Origin of the sequence: Segatella copri (assembly GCF_019249795.2) — a bacterium.
Taxonomy (GTDB): Bacteria; Bacteroidota; Bacteroidia; order Bacteroidales; family Bacteroidaceae; genus Prevotella; species Prevotella copri_B.
Genome location: NZ_CP156891.1, coordinates 1,764,191 through 1,786,799, shown reverse-complemented (window position 1 = coordinate 1,786,799; position 22,609 = coordinate 1,764,191). Strand labels below are relative to the sequence as shown.

Genomic DNA, 22,609 nt, shown 5'->3' with positions numbered 1-22,609 from the left:
TTAAGAAAAATGAAAAAGATGAATTTTAAGAATATATTGTTCTCTGCAGCCCTCGCTGCTGGTGCGATGTCTTTAGCTTCGTGCTCTTTGGAAGAAGAAAACCCTGGTGGTTTTACCATGGAGAACATGGCAGCGAACTCGGTTGAGTCATACCAGACTTTGCTTAATCAGTGCTATTTTGGTATGGAACGTTTCTTGTATGGTACGGATGGTTTCATGGAATTGACAGAAGGTGATACAGACCTCTGGACTTACCAAGGAAATCAGAATACTTCCTATACTCAGTATTTTTGGTTCTTCGCAGGTGCAGCACCTAACACCACCTATACAAATGGTATCTGGAACTCTCTCTATGATGGTATTGGCAGTTGCAATATGGCTATCAGTTTGGCAAATAAAGCCCCTTTTAAAACTGAGGCTGAAAGAAATGTCAAAGTTGCAGAAGCTAGATTCTTGCGTGCTATCTATTATTTCAATGCTGTAGAGCAGTTTGGTGGGGTTACCATGATTACAGAACCGGCTAGCTCTATGAATTTTGCTCCTACCCGTACAGAACCTCTAACGATTTATAAGGAAATTATCATTCCTGACTTGGAGTTTGCTGTGGAATGGCTGGATAAAGGCAATGACGCAACTACTACACAGCCTACCAAAAAAGCTGCACTTGGAATGTTGGCAAAAGTTTGTCTGCAGACCAAAGAGTATGCTACGGATGAGTATATACCTGAGGCGCTTGATGCAGCTAAAAAGCTGATAACTGACTGTGAGTCGGGTGGCTCTACATATGGTGCTTACATGTATCCTACGTATGAGGAGGTTTTTGCTGAGAAAAATAATAAAGAAAACAAGGAGGCTCTATGGAAGCATCGCTGGTATGCTGGCAGCGATGGACATGGTTCTAGTAATGGTAACTTCAAATTGAATCGTAACGATGAGAAGTTCCTCTGTAATATCAATAAGTTTGGTGCTCGTGAAGACAATCAGACTAGCCGTCTAACATGGGAAGGCAGTCAGGCAGGTATCTTCATGCCAACTCAGTATTTGCTCAATCTATATGTACAGCAGGATGGAACACTAGACCCACGTTTCCACAAGTCTTTCACTACTCAGTGGAACGCAAATAGGAATTATGAGTGGGACGAAAGTTCAAAGAACAACTTTGGTAAGGAAGATGCCATTGTTGGCAAGAAGCTCAATACAGGCGACTTGGCCATCAAAATCGTGATGCCTCAGGATGCAGATTATGCAACGGAAGTAAGTAAGAAAGTTACAGCCAACTACTTAATAGTAGATTATAAGGATGTATATGATGATGCAAATAAGAATGTGATAACCGAGCGTGGCGCAGGTGAAAACATGTTCCGCTACTTCTATCCATCTCTTAACAAGCATAATAGCAGCAACTATTATGTTGCTAATGCCAGCAAAAAACGTAATGGAAATTTGAATGCTACATTCATTATACGCATGGCTGAGATTTACCTCATTGCAGCAGAGGCTGATATCTATCTAAATGGCGGGGCTAACGCTATGGGCTATATTAATAAGGTTCGCCAACGTGCAGGGGCTACCCTTCTCACTGGTTCTGCTTCTGTTCGTACAGTATTGGATGAACGTGGTCGTGAGTTATGTGGTGAATACTGCCGCTTCTATGATTTGAAGCGCACAGGAATGTTCAAGGACAATTCATATCTACAGGCTACACATCCAGACTTGGCTAGGTATTTCAAACCAGAGTATGCTCTTCGTCCAATTTCAACAACCTTTACAAATGGTATTAATAATGGCGCTGAATACCAGAATCCTGGTTATTAATTTTTTTTAGATTTAACTAATATATACTCGAGTAGGAGGTGAATGCTAATAATAGGTGTTTATCTCCTACTTTTTATGGTTAATAATTCTAAATAGCATAAACTTTATGTAATTAGTTACAAAAACTATCTCCAAACGTCTTTGTATTTGTAAGATTTAAAATTAATATGTACTAAAATAAAAATATGAAGATCGAAAGAAAAAGACTGGTACTCTTATCTCTTCTTGTCTTTGGCAGCATCACCGCTTTTGCACAGAAAATCAGCCAGAACGTGATGCAGAAGATATACGACGAGGTAAAGACACCTTATAAATATGGTATGGTGGTTGCACCTGAGGACAACTACCACAAGATAGACTGTCCGATGGTGTATCGCGAAGGAAACAGGTGGTTTATGACCTATGTGGTATACAACGGCAAGGACGGAACGGATGGAAGAGGGTATGAAACATGGCTCGCTACCAGCGATGACCTGCTGCAATGGAAAACCCTGGGCCGCCTGCTCTGCTATGCCGACAAGGGATGGGATATGAACCAGCGTGCAGGATATCCGGCGCTGATAGACTGGACCTGGAACGGATCCTATGAGATGGCAAAATACAAAGGTCGCCACTGGATGAGCTATTTCGGTGGAGAAGGTACGGGCTATGAGTCCGTCCGCAAGCCTCTCAATATGGGTATGGCTTCTACCAAAGGCGATATCACCCAGGCTCATCCTTGGGAAACATCCCCTGCGCCTGTTCTCTCTATCAACGACAAGAGTGCACAGTGGTGGGAGAAACTCACCCATTATAAAAGTACCGTCTACTGGGATAGGAACAAGACGCTGGGCAAACCTTTCGTCATGTTCTATAATGCCGCTGGCATCAACCCTGCCAACCAGTTGAAGGCAGAACGCATCGGTATCGCCCTCTCCAGCAACATGACTTCCTGGCGCCGTCTGCCTCTCCGCACAGCCAAGCGGAAGACAGGCAATCCGGTCTTCTTTCATGAGGCTCCGGGCATCATTACGGGAGATGCACAGATCGTGAAGTTCCCGCATTATTATGTCATGTTCTATTTCTCTGCCTTTAATCCGAAGAGAAAATACAATGCCTACAATACCTTTGCCGTGAGCCGGGACCTGGTGAACTGGCAGGACTGGGAGGGAGCCGACCTGATTTATCCTTCCAAACCTTATGATGATATGTTCGCCCATAAGAGTTATGTGCTGAAGCATCAGGGTGTGGTTTACCATTTCTATTGTGCCGTGAACCATGCCGGACAGCGAGGCATTGCCGTGGCTACCAGCGTGCCGATGGGGCGTTCGCAGGTTTCTTTCCCGACACTAGAAAAGAAGGGAAAGCGACAGATTATGAGTCTGAATCAGGACTGGCAGGTAAGCTTCGGCAAGACTTCGGAAGATAGTATCACGAAGAAGATGGGAACCTTCCGGGTGAATGTGCCCAACAATCTGGACGATTATTACGGTTACCGCCAGCTGAAGCACGGCAACCTGCATGGTACCGCCACCTACGAGAAGCATTTCTCCGTTCATAAACAGACCGGAAAACGCTATTTCCTGCAGTTGGAAGGTGTGGGAACCTTTGCTACGGTCAAGGTGAACCGCAAGAGTTATCCGAAGGAATTGGTAGGCAGAACCAGCTTTATGCTCGATATCTCGGATGCGCTCCGTGAGGGCGATAATACATTGAATATCAAGGTAGAACATCCTGCCATGCAGACCAATAATCCTTGGCCTTGTGGTGGCTGTTCGTCAGAGTGGGGCTTCTCGGAGGGCAGTCAGCCTTTCGGTATCTTCCGTCCGGTATCGCTCATCGAAACCGATGAGGTGAGGGTAGAGCCTTTTGGAGTACACGTCTGGAACAACGAAGCATGCGACAGCGTCTTCGTAGATACTGAGGTGAAGAACTATTCCGACCATGAGCAGACCATCGAGGTAATCAGTAAACTGGCGCTGAGCAGCGGCAAGACCGCTTTCCGCCAGGCCGGAAAGATTACCCTGAAGGCAGGCGAGACCCAGGTGGTCCGTCATCAGGCAAAGGTCAGCGATGCCCATCTGTGGGGCATCACGGATCCTTATCTCTATACCCTTTCCAGCATCATCAAACGAGAGGGCAAGACCATCGATGATGTGGCTACCCCTTTCGGCATCCGCTCCATCTCCTGGCCGGTACTCCGACAGAAACAGGCTGCGCTCCGTGGCGATTCAGCCCAGATGGATAAGAAAGACGGCAGATTCTATCTCAACGGCAGTCCGGTTTTCATCAACGGAACCTGCGATTACGAGCATCTCTTCGGTCAGAGTCATGCCTTCTCTCACGAGCAGATAGCTTCCCGTGTCAAGATGATGCGCCAGGCAGGTTTCAATGCCTTCCGTGAGGCTCATCAGCCACATAATCTCTATTACCAGCAGTTGCTGGATGAGCAGGGCATGCTGTTCTGGAGTCAGTTCTCGGCACATGTCTGGTATGATACATCCGCCTTCCGCAAGAACTTCAAGCGTCTGCTGCGCCGCTGGATTAAGGAGCGCCGCAATTCGCCTAGCGTCATTCTCTGGGGCATTCAGAACGAGAGTGTGATGCCGAAGGATTTCACCGAGGAGTGTGCTGCCATTATCCGGGAGATGGACCCTACCGCCCAGACCATGCGCGCCATCACCACCTGTAATGGAGGAGAGGGAAGCGACTGGAATGTGATTCAGAACTGGAGCGGAACCTACGGCGGAACAGCCGATAAATATGATCAGGAATTGAAACAGCCTAACCAGTTGCTGAATGGTGAATATGGTGCCTGGCGCACGCTCGGTTTCCGCAGTTCCGATGCAGAGAAACTGCATGCCGGTGATGCGAAGGCCCTGTCAAAAGCCTATACCGAAGATGCCTTTGTATCTCTTCTCAGCAAGAAGGCGATGCTGGCAGAAAGCGCCAAGGACAGCGTCTGCGGCCATTTCCAGTGGCTCTTCGTATCGCATGAGAACCCAGGCAGAGTGCAGCCAGATGAGGCTTACCGACGCATCGACAAGGTGGGACCGTTCAATTACAAGGGACTTCTCACGCCTTGGGAACAGCCTACCGAAGGCTTCTACTGGTATCGCAATCATTATACGAAGGTGCAGCCTGATACGCTTACGCCTACAGCTGCCGACCGCAACAGAGATCTTCTGAAACCAGCCGAGGGTTATACCTATCTGTATAGAGTGAACTGCGGCGGTGATGCCGTTACAGACAGTTATGGCAGCGAGTGGGAGCAGGACGACAGCGTCTATTCTCATTCCTGGGCAGAGCGTTTCGGCATGAATCCGTTTACGGCGAGTCAGGGACATATCACTTCCCGCATTCATGGTTTGAAATCATCGTCTGCAGCCTCTCAGCATGCTACGGCTCCTGATGCAAAGCTCTTCCAGTATTTCCGTTGGGGCCGTCATGCGCTGAATTATCAGTTTGCTGTTCCGGATGGAGAATATCGCGTAGAACTCTATTTTGCCGAGCCTTGGCTGGGCAAGCATGAGGGCACCGGTATCGATTGTGAAGGCGAGCGCATCTTTGATGTAGCTATCAACGATTCCGTGGTAGTAGATGACCTCGACCTTTGGGCTGAGGCTGGCTTTGCGGGAGCTTGCAAGAAGATGGTAGATGTCAAGGTAAAGGGCGGTCTGCTGACCATTTCTTTCCCGGAAGTTAAGGTGGGAGAGGCTATCATCTCTGCCATCGCCATTGCTGCCAAGGGAGAGATAGGAGATGCTGAGAAGTGGAATACCGCCTTCAAGGGCAGCAAGCCTGCGAGCGGAATGAGCAAGACTTACTGGGCTGACCTGGATAAGGATGTGGTAGAGAAATATCCGAAGGAACTGTTGCCTCAGGACAACGAAGTGTTCCCGGCTGTGCGCTATAAGAGCAAGACCTCAACCTGGACCATCAATCCCGGTGTGGCCCGCGAATACATGTTGCGTTTCCGCTATAAGAACACCACCGGTGAGCAGCAGGTAGGCAGGTTGAAGATAGTGGACAGCAAGGGCATCGTCCTGCTGGATAGAGACATGACCTTCCCTAAAACGCCGAACAAGTTCAAGACCATCGGTACCACTACCGATTCTCAGATCAATGCCGGTACCTATCAGATAATCCTCTCCGGTCTTCCGAACGTTTCGTTTGATTATCTGGAAGTGCAATAAAAGGAAATCTGCGCCATTTGCGAAATCTGCGTGACTTAAGAATCTCACGCAGATGACGCAGATGGCGCAGATTTTTTTCTTGCGCAATAAGTTTTTTGAGAAAAAAGTCTCAAAGTCTCATTATTTGGTGGAAATATCTTTGTAAGACGTTGGTATATAACGATATGCGAAAATGAGACTTCCTGATATCTTTACAAAAAAGTATCATAGAAGTATCATAAAATAGTAAGCGGCTCCGCGTTTATACCTTGCATAATTCAAAAAAAGCAGTAACAGCTGATTAAATTAATGCTGTTGCTGCTTTTTCCATCGGTCAGGAAGTAAGTCTCTATATTTTTCCCATGGAGTATTTGGTTGCCATTCTGCAGTCTTTTCTATTACGTCGCATATGTATTCAAACAGATTAATGCCATTCGGTCTGCATGAGATGGCGATGGAATATAGGATAGCCGCACGTCCTGCTCCTTCGTGCGAGCCAAAGAACATTGAGTTTCTTCTTGATAGTGATATGTACCTCTGGATTCTCTCAATATAGTTGTTATCGAGAGCCGTATCACCTCTTTTGAAGATGTCACAAATGGCATTATATTCATTAAGGGCATAACCGACCGCCTGCGCCAAGGTAGACTTGGGCAGCAAATCCTTCCTGGAAGATATTTCCTCCAGTTTCTCCAATAAATCCTGTAAAATGTCCGGTGCATATGACTGCCGATAGGCTAGATGGTCTTCAACGGTCCATCCATTTACCCCAACCTTATGTTTTTTGTCTTCTCGATAAAATCTGTTGAGGATATCTACGACTTCCTGAGCATCCTTGTCTTCCTTGCCGCAGTCGATGAAATCTCTCTTGACATGCTGTAGGCAGGCGATTCTCATAATGTCAGGATAAGCATCCGACTCCAGTTTCCGGTAAGGAGCATATGCATCACTCTGTATTGTACCTTTATAATCAGAGAATACGTTAAGTATAACCTGCTCTGAACGTGATCCATCCTCATATACAAAGAAGACAAGTCCCAGTTTAGGCGCACTTACAGCCCAGAGGTAGCCTTTCTTCGAACCCTTGTCCGTAGGCTTTATCTTGGCTAACAGTACTTTATGATAAGTCTCGTCTGCCGTAACATAATCCTGCTGCAGCACTATTTGACAGATAGCCTTGTAAAAGTTTCCCAGAACATCGACACTTCTGGCAATCAGCTTGTTTGCCGTGGCCTTCCTTAACGTAAACCCACTGACGGCAAAGTATTTGATGATTCGCTCCACCGGCATGGAATAGATGTATCGCATCTGCAGGAGACCTGCAGCAAAGGAAGGTGAATAGGAAGAATTCAACAACAGAGCCGGCGGAGTTTTTCCCGGATACAGGATACTCCCATCAGTATAAGTGTTGATGTGATACACGGTCTTGATGAATTTGATGGGTTCCATGCTGTAACGCACACAGGTACGAGTTCCGAAGAGACGCAACGTCTTCAAAAACTCTGCATCCATGACTGGATCTATCGTAACATGCACCTCTTCCATCTCGCAATGTATGTCACGCTTGGCACCATTGTTTTTGCGTTCCTTTCTCTTTTCGGCCTGCTCTGTTTTCTTCTTGTCAAATTCCTCCTGGGTCATCGAGGCTTGTGGATTCTTTTCCTGACGTTCGGACTTCTTGCCTGAAACGAGCTTGCCGAGTGCCTTGTTCTGACGATTCACTTTGTCAATGGCGATTCCTTTCTGGACGAGTAGTTCTTCTAATGACTTTATACGTTCAATGAGTTCGCTGACCTGTGCAGTCAGCGAACTCACCGTAGCATTAGCTTGCTGAAGCTGTTCGTTTGCAAGCTGAAGCTGTTTCTTTAAAAGTACTATAATTTCGTCCTTTTTCATAGTGCAAAGGTACGAAAAAATATCGAGATATGCAAGGATTTTTAGATATTTATTTTTCTATCTTGTTGATACACAGTTCATTAAATATAATCTTATGCGCCTATAGATTAAGCCGTTTCCTATATCTCATACTTTTCAGGCAAATTCCGCTCATGATGGCAGATAGCGTCTTGTACGGCATTTTGCATTGTTTGCTTTGGGGATCAAAGAATGGTAATTCAAAGGTTCCTCGCTCCAGTCGCTTCTGATACAGCAAGAAACCGTCGCCATCCCATTTTAGCATTTTTACCTGCTGGCGATTCTTTGAGAAGAAGATGAAGACGGCACCACCGAGTGGCGGCAGCTCCATCTCCGTCCTCACAATCTGGTACAGGCCATTTATGCCCATGTTCATTCGGACATATCGCTGGCAGACGTAATACTGGGTGTTTTCGTTTAATCCAAACATAGCAAGTCCTCCTTCTCGTAAAGTTTCATCAGATGCATGACTGATTTGGCACTACCTTTCTTGATGGTGACTATCGTTCCATTGGGAAAGGTTAAGGTTATGCCGAAAAGATAATTTTCCGGGCAGACGGAATCGGATGGCATTTCCATGGGAAGGAACATCATCCCAGTGTCCTTGGCTGTTGCTTCGGAACATTCCTTACGGGCTTCGGCCTGAAGCAGACGAATCTGTTGTTTGGCTAACCTAACAGAATAACCTTTCTCTGACATCCATCTATGCATCGAGCGATGGTTTACATGCCGTTCCTTTAAAAAAGGAATCAAACTGGCTTTTGGATTATGATTCAAATGAATCTGGAAGGCATTCCATGCCCTCTCATAACGTTCTGTTGCTCTCATAATTGCGTTGCTTTTAAAATTATGGTGCAAAGGTAAGAACTTTTACGATAAAGGGCAAGGTATAAACGCAGAGCCGCTTACTTTTTATCTGAAAAGAACGCCTAAAAAGGCAAAAAATAGCAAAATAGAGCATTTGTTTTGAGTTTCAAGTGGTTGTGGCAGTCTTTGGCTTTAGTTGTCAGTGACAAGGAAATGAGGAAAAAGCAGATTAGAGAAGTAGAAACGCTTTCAAATCATTACCCAATGGAAACGCCCTAATAAGCATTTTTAACGGTAGCGGTTCATATTTCCCCATTCTGCGTAGGTTTTGGCTTTGCCATGCAACTCTCATAGTTTAATTTTGCACCGAACAAAAAAGTAAGAATTATGAGATGCACTTTCAAGACAGTCTTCTATGTAAATGGAAGCAAGGAGAGAAACGGAATTGTCCCTATCATGGGACGAGTGACAATCAACGGAACTATCGCACAGTTCAGTTGCAAGCAGAGCGTTACCAAGGCTATTTGGGATGCCAAGGGCAACAGAGCCACAGGCAAGAGTAAGGAAGCCAAGGAGGTGAACTTTGCGCTTGACAACATCAAGGCTCAAATCACCAAGCATTACCAACGACTTTCCGACCGTGAGGCGTTCGTTACCGCTGAAATGGTGAGAAACGCCTACCAAGGCATAGGCACGGAATACGAGACATTGCTCAGAGCCTTTGACAAGGAGAACGCAGCTTTTGCCAAGCGTGTGGGCAAGGATAGAGCCAAGAACACCTACCGCAAGTATCTGACGGTAAGAAAGTATGTTGCCGATTTCATCAAGTATCAGTACAAGCGCAGCGATATGTCCATGAACGAGCTTACTGAGGAATTCATCCGTGACTATTGCCTGTATCTGAAGAATGTCGTCGGACTTGCGCAGTCCTCCATTTGGATTTACTCCATACCACTGAAGCATATTGTAACGGCAGCTCACTACAACGGCAAGATACCGAGAAATCCATTTGCCATGTACCACGTTGACCCAGACCACAAGGAACGTGAGTTCTTGACATTGGACGAGCTTACCGCCATGACAGAGATAAAGTTGGAAGACCCGAACATGGCATTTGCGAGAGACCTTTTTATCTTTGGCTGTTGGACAGGTATATCTTTCATCGACATCAAAAACTTGACGGAAGATAACATCAGCATGATAAACGGTGCTCCTTGGATTGTTTCCAAGCGTCAGAAGACAGGTGTTCCGTTCCAAATCAAGTTGATGGACATTCCCATGCAGATTATTGGGAGATACAAGGCTTTCAGAAAAGGAAGTCACTTGTTCAATATCGGCAACCTTGACAGCATCAACAAGCGCATAAAGAAAGTTGCTGCAATGTGTGGCATCAAGAAGCGTGTCTCGTTTCATGTCTCACGTCATAGTTGGGCTGTTTTAGCCTTGGAGTACGGAATGCCGATAGAGAGCGTGAGCAAGATTCTTGGTCACACGAATATCACCACGACACAGATATATGCCAAGGTGACAAGCACCAAGCTTGACCATGACATATCTGTCTTTGAAAGTCGAATCAAGGGGCATTTGCCTGCAATGGGAGGGATGGCATGAAAAGGACTGTAATCACCGTGGACGGAAATGGAAGGCTTTCCATTCCGTCCAACCTAGAGGACTTGTGGATGAGTGAAAATGAGTTGGTAGATATGCTTTATGTCACAACCCCGAAGCTCAAAGCCGTGATAAGAGCCATATATAAAGAAGGTATGTTGTTGATGTCGGAAGTCCAAAAGAGGCAAAAACTTTCCAAAGATGTTTGGCAAACGCTGTATGGATTCCCTATGGTTGTTGCCATTTGCTTCCGTCTAACCTCCAATGGTGCAGCGCAACTTCGTGATGCTATCTTCAAGAGGTTGTACGGAGCAAAAGAGAAAACAGCCATTGTCCTGCAAATCTACGGAGGGACAAATGTCTTCAGCTAAGAATGGTCGCATTTTTGACGCTTCGATTATTCACTGTCGTATTGACTTGTTGGCTTACTGATTCACTGTCGTATCAAGCATTTCTGTGAAGAATGCAGAGCTGCCGATGTCAAACGTTTTACATGCTTATCGTATGACATATAAAACGTATGACATGCAGGAATACATTTTTGTTCATCCCGAGGAAAGGTTCGCAAGGAAACCTCTCTTCGGGATTTTTTGTTTCATCTTATCCCGATTGGCAACATCAAGCACCTTGATTTCCAATCTTTTAACATTGTCGGTGCAAACTTCTCCATTCTGCGCAAGTTTGTGTTTTGCATTTTGATTTTCCGCCCTTACCTTTGCAACTTTAATTTTATCAACTCACAAAGGTTAGATTATGAGCAAGACAAACGACAACAATCAGCCTGTGGTTGTGGAAAGAAAACAACCACAGGCAGCATCTCCGACAAACGAGGTGTTCATCCGTGTTGGCACTACCTTGTACAAGGTGGTTGACCAACCTACCATCACAGGAGGAAAGGTAAGAAAGCGCATCCCTTGGAACATGGAGACCTTGCGTCAGGACTACGGCAAGGAGTTCATCAAGTACGTTCACAAGTATGACGGCTTCTGTACTGTTCCCGAACATGTGAACCACCGCACGGTGATAGACGGTTTCCTCAACCTATACGAGCCGATAGGACATAAGCCGATGCAAGGGGACTTCCCTAATATCAAGAAGTTGGTTAGTCACATCTTCGGTGAGCAATATGACCTTGGCATGGACTACCTGCAACTGCTCTATCTCAGACCTGTGCAGAAGTTGCCCATTCTGCTGCTCGTATCAGAGGAGAGGAACACAGGCAAGACCACGTTCTTGAACTTTCTGAAAGCGTTGTTCCAAGACAACGTGACATTCAACACCAACGAGGACTTCCGCAGTCAGTTCAATTCCGATTGGGCTGGCAAGCTGCTGATTGTCGTGGACGAGGTGTTGCTCAGTCGTAGGGAGGATTCCGAGCGGTTGAAGAACCTCAGCACCACCCTCTCGTACAAGGTGGAAGCCAAGGGCAAGGACAGGAACGAGATTTCCTTCTTTGCCAAGTTCGTGCTGTGCTCCAACAACGAATCACTCCCTGTCATCATTGACGAGGGCGAGACCCGATATTGGGTGAGGAAGATTTCATCGTTGCAATCTGACGATACCGGCTTCTTGGAGAAACTGAAGGCGGAGATACCCGCTTTTCTGTTCCATCTGCAAGGCAGAACGCTATCCACAGAGCACAAGAGCCGAATGTGGTTCGCCCCCGAACAGATAGCGACCGATGCTCTGAGGAGAATCATACGCTGCAACCGTAACAGACTTGAGGTGGAAATGTCGGAGCTGTTCCTTGAGGTCATGGAGAACACCCAAACCGACAGTTTGCAATTCTGCCTCAATGACGCAATCGCCTTGTTGCAATGCAACCACGTGAAAGCGGAGAAGTACCTTGTGCGAAAGATAGTGCAGGACTGTTGGAAGCTGCAACCTTCAGAGAACGCCCTCACCTACACCTCATACGAGTACAACTACAATAGCAGCGGTCACTACTCGCCAACAAAACGTGTGGGCAGGTTCTACACTGTAACGAGGGACAAGCTAAATAGCATATAATTTTGTTGAATTGTTGAATATGATGAAAGAAGTATTGAATATCAAGTATTTAAGGCTCAACATTTTCTCAACAAATCTCTCAACAAAAGAAAGGGACTGTTGAAAAGAGAAAACATGACGGCTCATGCCTTTCTTTCTCTTTTGCCCAGTGATTTTGTTGAAAAGAACCATTTGTTGAGAGTTTGTTGAGAAGATAAGTATTTGACTATCATACCAATACATAGGATTCTCAACAATTCATCAGAAATACATACACCACTTAATCCCCAGTAAGACATGAACATTCAAGAAGCAAAGCAAATCAAGATTGCAGACTATCTGCAAAGTTTGGGACACCGCCCTGTCAAGCAGCAGGGCGCAAACCTTTGGTACAAGTCACCGCTGAGAAACGAGAGCGAGGCATCTTTCAAGGTGAACACCACGATGAACAGTTGGTTCGATTTCGGCATGGGCAAGGGCGGCAACATCATCACCCTTGTGTCCTATCTTTACGCATCCGACAACCTGCCTTATCTTTTGGACAAGATGGAGAAGCAAACTCCCCATGTTCGTCCGACCGACTTTTCTTTTACTCAGCAAGCTACCGAGCCGAGTTTTGAGCGATTGGAAGTGAGGGAACTTAACCATCCTGCACTCCTGCGCTATCTGAGCGAGCGAAAGATTAATCTGCACATTGCCCAAAAGGAATGTGCGGAACTCCACTTCTCGCATAACTATAAAAACTACTTTGCCATCGGCTTCAAGAACAAGTCGGGTGGCTATGAGGTGCGTAACCGATTCTTCAAGGGGTGCATGTCACCCAAGGATATCACCCATATCCGACATCAAGGCGAGCCAAGATACGCTTGCTATGTTTTCGAGGGCATGATGGATTATCTTTCTTTTCTCTCGTTACGCTTGGAGAAGTTTCCTGCTTGTCCGTCATTGGACGCACAGGACTATGTGATACTCAACTCCACAAGCAACGTGGACAAGGCTATTGATGCACTCCATGGCTACGAGCGCATCAGTTGTCTGCTCGACAACGATGACGCAGGGCGTAAGGCTACACTTGCCATCAAGACTGCTCTCGGCTACCGTGTGAGGGACGCATCCCACTTGTACAGTGAATACAACGACTTGAACGACTATCTGTGCGGAGTGAAATCCAAACAGTCAGTACACCAAGTACAGCCTGTTAAGCAGACTGTTCCACCTCGCAGGAAAGGCGCAGCCTTGGGCATGTAGGCGGTTCCTGCTCCAATGGCTATTCTGAACGGAAAAGCCATAGCTCAATAGGGCGTTTTCTTGACGCAGTGGCACGCCACCGCTAAAAACACCCATTTGAGCAAAGGGGCATCCCCTTTTGAAACCCCGTGAGCCATGCGCTGGGCGCAATGCGGCAAGCGGATTTGTACAACTCAAAAACAAGTTTATTATGGGACATTTCAGTTTGGATTTCAAGAAGGCAAAGGGCTGCTCTGACGCAAGGGAGTCAGACCACATAGAGCGCAAGGTGATACCCGACAACGCTGACCCTACGAGAACTCACCTCAACCGTGAGCTTGTCAAGATGCCGAGCGGTGTGTATGGTCGTGACGAAGCCATCGCCCACCGCATCAAGACGGCAGGCATCAAGCGCAAGATAACCAATGACCAGGTGAGGGTGATTAGAACCGTGCTGTCTGGAACGCACGAGGACATGATGAACATCGCAGCCAATGGTCAGCTTGACGATTGGTGCAACGACAGCTTGAAGTGGTTGCAGGACACATTCGGCAAGGAGAATGTCGTGTCGGTGGTTCTCCACATGGATGAGCACACGCCGCACCTCCACGCCTCCATCGTTCCGATAGTAACAGGCGAGCGGAGAAAGGCGAAGAACAAGACAGCGGAAGAAGGCAAGCGGACATACCGCAAGAAAGCCAATGCCGTGAGACTGTGTGCCGATGATGTGCTCAACCGAGACAAAATGATTGGCTATCACGACAGCTATGCTGAAGCTATGAGCAAGTATGGCTTGAAGAGAGGTGTCCGTGGATCAGATGCGAGGCATACCACCACGGCACAGTATTATCGCAACATCAAGCGAGAGACCGAGAGACTTCAAAACTGTATGAAGCTGCTGCAATCTGATATTGAGGAAGCACAGCGACTTCTACAACAAACCAAGAGTGAAATCAGCACGGAGAAACTACAGGCTGCTAAGATGGAAGCCAAGACAGCCTTTGTGTCGAAGATTGGTTCTCTTTTAGGTAGTGGAAAATTGAAGGAGGTGGAGCAACACAACCGAAAGTTGTGCGAGCTTGTGACAAACCGAGAGCAATACATTGACGAACTCCATGAGAAGGTGCAACGTATGGAGGACAGCCACAGCAAACAGCTTGACGAGATACAGCGTAAGCACCAATCGGAGGTCGCGAATTTGGAGAGCAAGCACACCACGGAGGTAACGATGCTCAACAACATTATCCGCAAAGCCAAGCGTTGGTTCCCGATGTTGGAGGCACGCTTGCAAATGGAAGACCTGTGCAGGAGGGTTGGCTTTACCGTTGAACAAATTGAGGTGCTTCTTACAGGAAAGGCACTCAACTTTAGCGGTTCACTCTATTCCGAGGAGCACAGAAGAAAGTTCAATGTAGTGAATGCAGAAATTAAGGTATTCTCTGATTCTACCAAGCCGAACCAACTATTTTTGTATATAAATAGACAAACTATGGTTGAATGGTTTAAGGAACAGTGGAATAATATAAGGTTAAAAACACAGCGTCGTTTCAAACTTTAATATACTTTTTGCAAGAACAAAGAAGGCAGCTTACTTTTTTTGGGTAAACCGCCTCTTTGTTGTTGCTTTTACAATTGACATGTTAGAGATAGCATAACATTTCCAGAATGTTGTTTGTATCTAACATAGGATGTGTAAGTTGGTGTAACATTTTGTTTTAACCAATTGATTCCGTTAAGGTGAAAGATATTCGTGCCAGAAAGTTTGCATGTGAATTTCTTGATTTTATAGGAAATGGAAAAATCAATATCTCGCAATATCTTACTTCCGCTTGTATTCTCTATCTTGTTCCACTTGCCGGTAACAAAACTGGCGAACTTGTTCTTCGCAAATATGAGCTTTGCAGTTCCACCAAATTCCTTGTCACTAGAATCAATGTTTAAGTCGGTGACTTTGTTTGTCAACTTGTTGTACAAGCCATCAACCTCAACATTGAAAGGAATCTTAAAGCGTGAGACGAAACCTAAGTCTGTCTTTAAGTTCCCTATCAACATTTTACACGGAATGGAATTGTATGCAATTTCGTTTCGATTCCATAAAAATGTTGTGGTCAGTTTGGCATCAATAGGCAAGTTGCCCAATCCTTTGTTGGCATATAAAGTTGCATTTACGGTTTCCTTTTTTCCTCCATCCATATAATTTTGGCTGTGTAATAAACCGTCATTCTGATAGTTCAGCATTTCGGTGTTATCAGCCTTCTCATAAGTCAAATACATAAATATAATTGTTCTGCTATACAAACTATACAACTTATAAGCAATATTCATGTTCAGGGCGTTGTTGCCCAACCTTGAATATGAGGAAGCATCTGTGACCTCATCGTAGCTATTGATGACAGACAGTCTCGATAGTGCTTCAATATCGGTTGGAACATATTTGTAACTCAGTCCAAATGCAACAGAGTGTTGCTGACTGAAACGTAATTCTGTTGCAAAGGATGGCTCCCACTTGATTACAGACTTTGTCACTAGTCCATTGATGTTTGTGCTATTCCCATAATCAGAAAATCTAACACCAGCATCAAACCTAAAGAGACCTTTGTTCTTCATAAGTCCTCCATAAATCCCGAAATTGTGACTGTTCAAGTGTTCGCTATCTACATTTTGGTCTATCCATGAATCGGAGTTCTGACCAGACAATTCCCATTTCAAGTTGATTTTATGGAAAATAGGAAATACATAGCCTACAGCACCTGCCACATTTAGCTTCTTCAAATCTTTATCTATATAGTAAGAATCATCTGCCTGTTTGTATTCGTTAGGCAGTTCATAAGAGGAAAGAACATCCAAGTTTCTTTCTGATTTAGAAAAAGCGAAATCTACACTTCCATAAAGCAGGCCTTTGCCTATCAATGAATTTAAGTTTACCTGTTGTAATACATTAAATCCTTTGTTCTTGTCATTGTCTGCATTTCTATCGGAATTATTGTTATAATAATCCATGATAGACATATTGTTTCTCATGTCGCTATATGCCAACTTCGTTTGGAAACGCAAACTTGCATATGGATTGACATCCCATTTTTGACTGAGGTTAAATGAACTAAAGTTACCTCTTTTCTTGCCATTCTCTTCTGTTGACTTACGTATAACTTCCTGCGCCACCTTTACATGTTGTTCCGTTGACAATGCAGACTTTGCATCCATTTCATTGTGGATGACACCTATCGTGACATTGTAGTGCGAAGTCGGTTTCAATGTTAAGTTGACATTACCGATACCAGAAGTCCTTTTGTATTCGTCATTGCTTGGCATCAAGACATTTCTTTCTGCACTTGAAAGGCTCAGTTGCGCAAATCCATTGGTTGTTTTTACTCCTGTAAGACCGCCATTGGCATTGAGATAGTCCATTATAGAGAAAACTGTCTCATTGGTGTTGTTAGCATTTGCAATGATGGATGCAGACACTTTTTTGTCCATCTTCAAAGCTGAGTTCTTGCTGTCAAACTTGTTCTTAACACCACCCCCTTCTGTAAAGTTTCCTGCCCATTTGTTGTGTAAGTCTTTATTAATAAGGTTCAGTGCAGTTGTCTCTTTTGAATTGAAAGAGTTTCCTACATTTCCGTCATTGTAATTGTTCAGTAGCTCCACACCAGAAGCAAAGTCTGCAGACAAAGTTTTTAGTGCATGTCCTCCTGTAGAAAGCACATCTTCGCCATTGACCAAGAACTTATCTATTTTTTTCCCTTGGTAGGAAACATTTCCCGACTCATCAACAGTCATTCCTGGCAACTTTTTAATGACATCGCTCATGTTCTGTTCACTTCCGTTTTTAAACACATCTGGACTAAATTCAATTGTGTCATTCTTGATTTTCGCCCCTAAGTTTCTACCTTTTATTGTTACCTCAGACAATGTGTAGCTGTCGTCTTTCATCATTAAGTGTAATGGGGTTGCCGGCACTTCTTTATAATGTACTCTCAGTGTAGTATATCCGACACATCTTGCTGTCAACCAAAATGAGGACAAAGCCTTGTTGGATTGGATAGTGAACGAACCATCGTCTTTTGATATTGCATACGAAACGATGGAATGTGCCGCACTATCTTGTGAACATGTAACAGTACAAAAGGGTATGGCTGTATTTTGTGCATCAACAACCATACCCGATATATTCTGTGCTATAGAAAATCTACATATGCAGATTAGCATACATAACAGTAAACTTCTTAAACGTCCCATACATCCTTATGTTTTATCCTATAAAACTATGACATTGTCATTGCCGCTTTCCTTCAACTCTTCAATCTTTTTCTTCTGTAACTTTTCAAAAGCAGGTTTTTGCATTATTTTTCCTCTTGGTAACTCTATCTTGACTTGCCCTTTTATAGGCAAAATACTTTCTGCCTCATAAATTTCGCTTGATGTCGTCAAGCGGAGTATTGCCCCTGGCAGCCCTATATATCCACAAGGTCCTACGGGGGATGGTATTTCTTGACAGAACCATGCTACTACAGAACGATTTTTCTTATATACGGCCTTTGTACATTTCTTTCCTAAAACTTCTATAGTCTCATCAAAATACAAATCCCATTCATTTTTTAATGAATCAGAAAAAACGACAAACGTCTTATCTACAATGCTTTTTATACTTATTTCCTTATTATCTGTTGTATTTGTATAGTATGAGCCACTTCCTTCAAGTTTGATAACATTGTTATCTATGCCTGTGGTTGAAAATGCACATTCGTTGCCATTAGTAAATAAAGTATAAGTTTTATGCTGATTGGACAATTGATTTATAATCATTTGTCTTTTACTTAAATCACTCATACTATAGACCTCCTTCGGAATTTGCATCACCATATTATAATGTATGGATAATCCTATCTTTTGTGCGGAGACTAATAGACAAGAGACTAAGCACGAAAGCGTGAATAATATAACCCTTTTCATATTTGTACAGAATAGAAAGAAAATATTAAAGAGTAGGCACTCCAATTAAAAAGAGTGCCTACTCATGTAATATGCAGTCGTTGTTGATTAGCAATAGACTACGACATTAGAGAACAATAATGACTGTTCCATCTTTGGTAATAATAACGACAGGACCATTTGATGGAGTTGCTTGGAACGTTGTTGTTGCCTTAATGTTGTTTACTACTGGTGAAGATACTTCAGCCGCACTTGCTTGACTTGGCATGCATATAGCACCTAATGCCAAAGCCATAGAAAACAAAAACTTTTTCATGTTTTCTCCTTTTTAAATGTTATACATGTTGCGGAGGTATAAACCTCTTTGTTTTCGATTGCAAAAGTACAAAAAAAAATGATTGATAGAACTTTTTGATGGTTATTTTAAACTGAATTAAACTTATTGACGGCAAAATTAAATCTGATTAAACATTATGCTGCTATTTTGTAAGGAAACTGGTGCCTTTTGTAACATGTATTTCGGTTTGATGTTTTTTTGGAATTAAAAATCTTAGATTCATTATTTTTTTGTATTTTTGCAGCCGAAAAGAGTTGTTAGGCAGCAAACGTATGCAGATAGCAGAATTTAGGACTGTTGCCAAATCATTACCTCTATTGAGGTGAAAGACTCATAAATAGCTCATTTTAAGCTATTCGGCAGTTTTTAGCGTAATTTTTCGTGAAAAAACATTGTTACGTGTGCGCGTGACGGTAAATCTAAAAAGTACTCTTTTTCAGTTACAAAAAATGGGGTGGGGCGTCTTTATTGTATGGACAAAAACGATAAACTGGTAAACTGTTTAAAAAATAAATAATATGATGAACAAACGGAAAATCATGATCGTGATGGCTGGGATGGTTTTGCCAATCCTTGCACCTCAGGCTTCAGCTGCTGCAGAGCACCATGACTGGGAAGACCAGCATGTGCTTTCCATCAACCGGGAACCGGCACGGGCTGCATTCATGCCTTATCAGGCAAAGAAGGGAGATAGCCAGATGTCGCTCAACGGTGAATGGAAGTTCAGATGGACGAAGACGCCGGAGGAACGAATCGTGGATTTCTATCGTACTGACTATAGCTGCAAGGGCTGGAAATCGCTCGCGGTACCAGCCAACTGGGAGGTGAATGGATATGGTACACCTATCTATATATCAGCAGGTTATCCCTTTAAAATCAATCCTCCTTATGTGATGACTACACCCAAGAAGGACTGGACCACCTACGAGGAACGCAATCCTACCGGACAATATAAACGTACCTTCCAGCTGAAGGCAAACTCGCTGCTGTTCCGCCAGGACCGTCAAACCTTCCTGCGTTTCGAGGGCGTGATGAGCGCATTCTATGTATGGGTGAACGGCGAGAAGGTGGGTTATTCGCAGGGTTCGATGGAGCCGAGCGAATTTAATGTGACTCCTTATCTGAAGGCTGGCAAGAACGAGATAGCCGTGGAGGTTTACAAGTATAGCGACGGCAGTTATCTGGAAGATCAGGACTTCTGGCGCTTCGGTGGCATCCACCGTGATGTGTGGCTCTATTCCACACCGAATGTCCGCATCCGTGATTTCGCCGTTCGCACCCTGCCGCAGCTCTCTTCCGCTACATCCTCTCCTTGTGATTTCACTCTGCAGATCAATCCGCAACTGGCGGTGGCAGCAGGCGAGAAGGGAGAAGGTTACCGGCTGATGGCGTGGCTGGAGGATGCTGAAGATAAAGGCGTGATGCTGAAACTGCCGGGAACTGACAGACTGGAGGCTTCTCTGCAGGCTTCTGCCGACGAGATTCTCGACCTGAATCATAAGGCAGCCCTGATGAACGAATGGTATCCGCAGCGAGGTGGAAGAAAATTCGAACGTATGGAGGGAGTAGTGGAAAAACCGCATGCCTGGACTGCTGAGACACCTTATTTATATACCCTGAAACTGGCACTTCTCGACAAGCAGGGAAGTGTGGTGGAACAGGTGCAGCAGCGCATCGGATTCAGATGGGTTTCGGTAGAAAACGGACAGTTGATGGTGAACGGAAAACCTATCAAACTGCGTGGCGTGAACCGGCATGAGCATGATCCGAAGTTGGCACGAGTGATGACCGAGGAGATGATGCAGCGCGATATCCTACTGATGAAGCAGGCGAACGTGAATGCCGTCAGAACCAGTCATTATCCGAATGTTTCACGCTGGTATGAGCTGTGCGACAGCGCCGGCATCTATGTGATGGACGAGGCAGATTGCGAGACCCACGGACTCCGTGGTACGCTCACCTCTACTCCCGACTGGAATGCCGCCTTTCTGGACAGAGCCGTGAGAATGGCAGAGAGAGACAAGAACCACCCGAGCATCATCTTCTGGAGCCTGGGCAACGAGAGCGGTTTCGGTGCCAATCATGCAGCCATGGCAGGCTGGCTTCATACCTTCGACCCAACGAGACTGGTACATTATGAAGGTGCTCAGACGCCTTATCAGCCAGCGAAGGGCTTGAACGAGCAGGACTTTGATGAGACTGACCCGGACTGTGTGGATGTCTTGAGCCGTTTCTATCCCCGTGTAAAGGCTGAGTATCTGAATCCGGGCGTTCCCGAAGGTTCTGACAAGGAGAGAGCGGAGAATGCCCGATGGGAACATCTGCTGGATATTGCGATGAGAAAGAACGATAATCGTCCTGTGCTTACCAGTGAATATGCCCATTGTATGGGTAATGCGCTGGGTAATTTCAAGGAATATTGGGAGGAGATATACAGTCATCCCCGCATGGCTGGCGGCTTTATCTGGGACTGGGTTGACCAGGGTATCTATGCTCCGGGAACCAACCACGTGCTCTATGGCGGTGATTTCGGTGATAAGCCTAATCTTAAAGCCTTCTGTCTGAACGGCGTGGTCTTCTCCGACCGCTCGGTATCGGCTAAGTATCAGGAGGTAAAGCATGTTTATGCACCGGTGTGGATAACTCAGAAAGGGGATGAGGTCTGGGTGAAGAATCATCATTCTCATCTCTCGCTGGAGGGCTTCAGTTGCCAGTATCAGGTGACGAAAAATGGGGTTGTCGGTCAGGAGAGTGTGCTGAAAATGCCTTCAGTACAGCCGGGTGATAGTGCAAAGTTATGCAGCTTGCATGATTTCAAAGCGTATAAAAATACGGATTCCCGATTGAATATCTCAGTTATTTCCCAGCAGGGAGTAGAGGTAGGAAGGGAACAGATAGCCCTCAGCGATAACTTGTATGAAGCTGGCTGGAAACTGGCTGCGGATGCCATGAAGCGATACAAGTCTTCCCGCCGTTTGGCAACTCTGTCAACTGCCGAGTTGCTGGCACGCAATATTTCCGTGATTCCTCAGTTCTTCCGTGCGCCAACCGACAACGACAAGAGTTTCGGCAACTGGATAGCGAAGGATTGGAAGAAGACTCATCTCGACAGCACGCTCTCTGCTATCCCGCTGAAGGATGGGGAGTATGTATATCATTATGGTGAGGATGGGGCATCAGATAAGGCTGGTTCTTCGGCATCGGCTAAGTCTGGCGGTAATATCCGTCTCCGTTTAGAGGTAGCTCCTCAGCAGGACGGCTTCGTCGATGTGAAGGCTACCTATAGTTTTGAGGGCAATCTGCCTGAACTTCCTCGACTGGGCCTGATGATGAAGCTGCCAAGAGTGGCTTACGATCAGGTGAAATGGTATGGCAGGGGACCTTGGGAGAATTATCCTGACCGCAAGCAGTCTTGTCCGATAGGATGGTACGAGAGTAGCGTGGAGGATCAGTTTACCCACTATCCCCGTCCGCAGGACAACGGCAACCATGAGGACTGTTCATACATCGAACTGACCAACAAGAATGGTAAGAATGCCCTGCAGGTTATCGCAGTCGGCGATACGCCTTTGAGTTTCTCAGCCTTGCCATACAGCGTGGCAGACCTCTATGCCGCCCGGCACGATTTCGAACTGAAGCAGTCTGGTAATCCTAACCTGCGCTACACCTATCTCAGTCTCGATTGTGCCGTTCTGGGCTTGGGTAACAGCAGTTGCGGACCTGGTGTATTGAAGAAATATGCCATCGACAAAACTCGCAGTTATACCCTGCATTTCAAGATGAGAATACTATGAGGCATCAGGTATTTGGGGATGCCGTTTTGAGG

The 22,609-nt window shown here is 45.3% G+C and carries 14 protein-coding genes; 8 read left to right on the top strand and 6 right to left on the bottom strand.

The features are described from left to right. Positions 1-9 precede the first annotated feature (9 nt). Positions 10-1,815, top strand: a complete 1,806-nt coding sequence (locus KUA48_RS07650; RefSeq protein WP_218433113.1) for a RagB/SusD family nutrient uptake outer membrane protein — start codon at positions 10-12, stop codon at positions 1,813-1,815. Positions 1,816-2,000: 185 nt separating this feature from the next. Next, entirely contained in the window at positions 2,001-5,990 is a 3,990-nt protein-coding gene (locus tag KUA48_RS07645) for a malectin domain-containing carbohydrate-binding protein (RefSeq protein WP_218433112.1), read from the top strand. Between the two features lie 285 nt (positions 5,991-6,275). On the opposite strand, the gene KUA48_RS07640 is transcribed toward KUA48_RS07645, so the two are convergent. The 3 genes from KUA48_RS07640 to KUA48_RS07630 form a co-directional block, all read right to left on the bottom strand. After that, positions 6,276-7,865 carry an IS66 family transposase gene (locus KUA48_RS07640; protein WP_218433111.1) on the bottom strand — a complete coding sequence of 530 codons (1,590 nt, stop codon included), beginning with the start codon at positions 7,863-7,865 and terminating at the stop codon, positions 6,276-6,278. Between the two features lie 100 nt (positions 7,866-7,965). Further along, positions 7,966-8,313 carry an IS66 family insertion sequence element accessory protein TnpB gene (tnpB, locus tag KUA48_RS07635; RefSeq protein WP_117588063.1) on the bottom strand — a complete coding sequence of 116 codons (348 nt, stop codon included), beginning with the start codon at positions 8,311-8,313 and terminating at the stop codon, positions 7,966-7,968. Next, a complete protein-coding gene (locus KUA48_RS07630) occupies positions 8,301-8,711 on the bottom strand; it encodes a hypothetical protein (RefSeq protein ID WP_144021577.1) in 411 nt (136 codons plus the stop codon). The genes tnpB and KUA48_RS07630 overlap by 13 nt, the downstream gene beginning before the upstream one ends. A 366-nt stretch (positions 8,712-9,077) precedes the next feature. On the opposite strand from KUA48_RS07630, the gene KUA48_RS07625 reads away from it, so the two are divergent. The 5 genes from KUA48_RS07625 (at position 9,078) to mobV (ending at position 15,072) form a co-directional block, all read left to right on the top strand. Next, positions 9,078-10,301: a site-specific integrase gene (locus KUA48_RS07625; RefSeq protein WP_117727908.1), complete on the top strand. Its 1,224-nt coding sequence runs from the start codon at positions 9,078-9,080 to the stop codon at positions 10,299-10,301. Further along, the gene (locus tag KUA48_RS07620; protein ID WP_068856624.1) at positions 10,298-10,669 is read left to right on the top strand and encodes a hypothetical protein; all 372 of its coding nucleotides are present in this window, start codon (positions 10,298-10,300) and stop codon (positions 10,667-10,669) included. Before KUA48_RS07625 ends, KUA48_RS07620 begins: the two co-directional genes overlap by 4 nt. Positions 10,670-11,048: 379 nt before the next feature. Further along, the gene (locus KUA48_RS07615) at positions 11,049-12,308 is read left to right on the top strand and encodes a primase-helicase family protein (RefSeq protein WP_371833706.1); all 1,260 of its coding nucleotides are present in this window, start codon (positions 11,049-11,051) and stop codon (positions 12,306-12,308) included. 276 nt (positions 12,309-12,584) lie between these two features. Further along, entirely contained in the window at positions 12,585-13,535 is a 951-nt protein-coding gene (locus KUA48_RS07610) for a toprim domain-containing protein (RefSeq protein WP_218432246.1), read from the top strand. A 190-nt stretch (positions 13,536-13,725) separates the two neighbouring features. Then, positions 13,726-15,072 carry a MobV family relaxase gene (gene mobV, locus KUA48_RS07605; RefSeq protein WP_218432245.1) on the top strand — a complete coding sequence of 449 codons (1,347 nt, stop codon included), beginning with the start codon at positions 13,726-13,728 and terminating at the stop codon, positions 15,070-15,072. Between the two features lie 68 nt (positions 15,073-15,140). Here the strand turns inward: mobV and KUA48_RS07600 are convergent, their stop codons facing one another. From KUA48_RS07600 to KUA48_RS07590, 3 genes are all read right to left on the bottom strand, one after another. Continuing rightward, a complete protein-coding gene (locus KUA48_RS07600) occupies positions 15,141-17,753 on the bottom strand; it encodes a hypothetical protein (protein ID WP_369503205.1) in 2,613 nt (870 codons plus the stop codon). A gap of 18 nt (positions 17,754-17,771) precedes the next feature. Continuing rightward, positions 17,772-18,467, bottom strand: a complete 696-nt coding sequence (locus KUA48_RS07595) for a GLPGLI family protein (RefSeq protein ID WP_153096977.1) — start codon at positions 18,465-18,467, stop codon at positions 17,772-17,774. Positions 18,468-18,573: 106 nt separating this feature from the next. Then, a complete protein-coding gene (locus tag KUA48_RS07590) occupies positions 18,574-18,762 on the bottom strand; it encodes a hypothetical protein (RefSeq protein ID WP_005645304.1) in 189 nt (62 codons plus the stop codon). 569 nt (positions 18,763-19,331) lie between these two features. Here KUA48_RS07590 and KUA48_RS07585 point away from each other — a divergent pair. Then, entirely contained in the window at positions 19,332-22,577 is a 3,246-nt protein-coding gene (locus KUA48_RS07585; protein ID WP_256624422.1) for a glycoside hydrolase family 2 TIM barrel-domain containing protein, read from the top strand. Positions 22,578-22,609 lie beyond the last annotated feature (32 nt).